Annotated in this window: 3 protein-coding genes; all 3 read right to left on the reverse strand. The window is 46.5% G+C overall.

What is annotated here, in order from left to right; translation table 11 throughout:
• Positions 1-84: 84 nt before the first annotated feature.
• The 3 genes from CAG68_RS21070 to CAG68_RS21080 are packed head-to-tail and all read right to left on the reverse strand — an operon-like array spanning position 85 to position 2,423.
• Complete coding sequence (locus tag CAG68_RS21070; protein ID WP_047102407.1) at positions 85-1,209, reverse strand: M20 family metallopeptidase; 1,125 nt, start codon at positions 1,207-1,209, stop codon at positions 85-87.
• A gap of 9 nt (positions 1,210-1,218) precedes the next feature.
• A complete protein-coding gene (locus CAG68_RS21075) occupies positions 1,219-1,686 on the reverse strand; it encodes a YjiG family protein (RefSeq protein ID WP_005374849.1) in 468 nt (155 codons plus the stop codon).
• A complete protein-coding gene (locus CAG68_RS21080; RefSeq protein ID WP_005374846.1) occupies positions 1,686-2,423 on the reverse strand; it encodes a nucleoside recognition domain-containing protein in 738 nt (245 codons plus the stop codon). The genes CAG68_RS21075 and CAG68_RS21080 overlap by 1 nt, the downstream gene beginning before the upstream one ends.
• Between the last annotated feature and the right edge of the window lie 653 nt (positions 2,424-3,076).

The following is a 3,076-nucleotide window of genomic DNA, read 5'->3' on the forward strand; positions in this document are numbered from 1 at the left end:
GTAAAGTGAAACAAAAACACAGATAGAAAATCCCCAAACCGAAGTCTGGGGATCGTGATGTTGGGAACTAAGTTGTCGAGTGCACTACTGAGCTATCTTCTCCAGTACACGCATCAGCATTTTGATTCGCGGTTCGATAGACTCAAGCAACAAGTACTCTTGATCGCTGTGGAAGCCCGCACCGATAGGTCCTAGACCATCCAAAGTTGGAACGCCAAGAATCGCCGTATTGTTTGCATCAGAGCCGCCACCGACTTCTTTCCAGTTGATGTCGATCGCCAGTTCACTTGCCGCTTCTTCAACTAATGTCATTAAGCTTTCTGTTTGTGGGCTTGGCACCATAGAAGGCTTATACGCTTCACGAACCAACTCAATGCTCACGCCATCAACGAATGGTGTTTCCAGCATGCCGTTTAGCTTGCTATCGACATCATCGTATTCTTCGTTGCTCCAGAAACGCACATCCACGATCGCTTCAGCGTGCTCAGGGACGATGTTCGCTCCGTTGCCACCAGAAACAATACCGACATTCAGCGTGGTACCAGATTCAAAGTTGGTCATTGCATTGACTGCTAGAATCCAATTCGCCATCTCAGTGATTGCGCTGCGGCCATTTTCTGGCTCGTTCCCTGCGTGAGCAGCAACGCCATTAAAGGTCATTTTGTAGCGAGCCATGCCTTTACGCGCTTTCACTAAACCACCGTCTGCACGTGCCGCTTCTGCAACCAGTACATTCTTAGCGTTTTTCGCTACTGATTGAATCCAATCCACAGAGTCCAGAGAGCCCGTCTCTTCATCTGGGTTCATGCAGATAGCGATAGACAGCTTATCCAACACCGCTTGGTCTAGATTGCGCATCGCGTATACGATGTTGAGCAAGCCAGATTTCATGTCCGAGACGCCCGGACCGTAGGCTTTCTCTACATCTTGAGACATTGGACGAAGCTCAGCAGTACCCACAGGGAACACGGTATCCATATGACCAATCAGCATCACGTCGATTTGCTCAGCTTCCGGCTTATTTCGAACTTCAAGACCGATGCCCGCTCTGCCACAGTCGATGCGTTTTACGCTCCAACCTGACATCGCTTGGTACTTCTCTTCAAATTGAGAAGCGATAAACTCGATACCATCAGTAGTGTAAGTACCACAATCCACATTGATTAGCGGACGTAGCTCTTCTAGATATTCATTTAGAGAGAATTGCATGATTCACTCCTAGACAAACAGATTCATCACCAGCATTGCGCCAAACGCGTTCAATACTGAGATCGCAATCATAACTGGGATGTAACGACCTTCAGTACCAATTGGGCCCATGATACGACCCATGTACTGAACTTGAGAGCCCATTAGGTAGATAGCAGGTGCAAGAATCGCAATGTGCGTACCGTTTAGGATGCCTTGGTCAAACAGCGTGATAACCACACCCACTGCGCCGCCCATCGACATCCAAGCGCCGATAAGAACAGCAGCCGCTTCACCAGGAAGGCCAAACACCGCCATGATTGGAGAAAACACCGTGCCCATCAGATCCAGCGCGCCAGTGATTTGCAGCGCTTTGATGATAACGAACGCCATCAATACGTTAGGAACCGTAGAGGTAGTCGCAATTACCCAACCTTTCTTAGCACCTTCGACGAAGATATCCGTCACCATTGGTTTTTTCGCTTTAACGTCACCCATTATGCCGTCTCCTCTTTTAGGTTCTCTGATTTGTTTTGGTCTTGTTTGTCTTCTTTACCTTCCGTCATGTTCAGGTAAATACGGAACAGGTTTGCACCGATGATCTTGAATGCGAACATCACCACAACCGCTAAACCAATAGAAGACGTGACCGCTAGAGAGCCGTCAGCCATCGTCAATGTGAACAGCACAGCACCTGATGAGAAGAAGTTCACGATGGTCGCACCTGCAGTAAACTGGAACATGGTAAATACGTCCGTTTCACGCTTAGTTAGGTGACCTTCATCTTTTAGCTGACGCGTCATCGCCGCGCCCGCGTCGGTACTTTGTAGAGAAGCAATTAAAGCCAGACCAGAGTTACCAGGGATGCCCATTAGAGGACGTAGAAGAGGAGTAAGAAGCTTACGAGCTGCTTCAAGTGCACCGTAGTGCTCAAGTACGTTGATCATACCTAAGGCGAACATAACAGTTGGAATCAAAGTAAGTGCGAAAATGAAACCGTCGCGAGCACCGCTACCACCAGTACCGCGAAGCGACGTTGTTGCAACTTGCACACCGTCAGCCGTTTCGGTGACACCATACGCCACCTTGCCGAAAGAGCCATTGAGCGTTGTAAAATCGAATACACCGTACCATTCGCTAGATTGCATCAGGCCAGAAAAGAACACGACCGCAAACGCCAGAGCAACGTAGCACCCCAGTGTAACTTTACGCTCAGTTTGAACAGGAATTTTCATAACATTACCTACACATGTGGAACTTAACACATATGTTCACCTGAATAATGTGCTAGAGAGATGATCAAAATCAATCCGCCTGCCGAACATTATCGCGACTCAGTTATGAAGTTTTGTTTTATGATTCCAATCACAATTGAAAGATAATAAAAATTTGTGCTAACAATTAGGTATATTAATCTATGTCGATAGCTCACGACTTCTTCATCAACTTAACAAATGATTCTGACGAATATTGCTTTCTACAACATTCATGACGTACTTCATACTTTGGCATTGAGGCAATATCGATTAACTCGAAAGTAACATTCAGCCACGAAATTTAGGTTAGGATGGCCCGGTCATATGTAAACGGCATAAACCAGAATTAACAGGACTATACGACCCATTGTTACGCTCACAATATAAAATAGCCAAATGGACACTCGCCCTCGTGCTTTGGGTGGTGATGATATGCTTAAGCCAAAATTCTGGTTTCTCGAAAAGCTGCCCGAAGGCTCACCAAATACAGAGTCAGCAAGATGAGAGTGTGAATTTATCACCATCTTGCGACCTTTCAGAAAAGCTGGTTCAAGCGTACCAACATCAGTTTGATCATATTCTTATTCCATTTTTTCTGTTTGCTTTGATTGTGGCGCTGCCGATGACAACCA

The sequence above is a fragment of the Vibrio sp. V42_P2S4T144 genome, assembly GCF_009904715.1.
Taxonomy (GTDB): Bacteria; Pseudomonadota; Gammaproteobacteria; order Enterobacterales; family Vibrionaceae; genus Vibrio; species Vibrio alginolyticus.

Coding starts and splice junctions, on each gene's coding strand:
- CAG68_RS21080 (WP_005374846.1), bottom strand. CDS start 2,423: ATGAAAATTCCTGTTCAAACTGAGCGTAAAGTTACACTGGGGTGCTAC.
- CAG68_RS21075 (WP_005374849.1), bottom strand. CDS start 1,686: ATGGGTGACGTTAAAGCGAAAAAACCAATGGTGACGGATATCTTCGTC.
- CAG68_RS21070 (WP_047102407.1), bottom strand. CDS start 1,209: ATGCAATTCTCTCTAAATGAATATCTAGAAGAGCTACGTCCGCTAATC.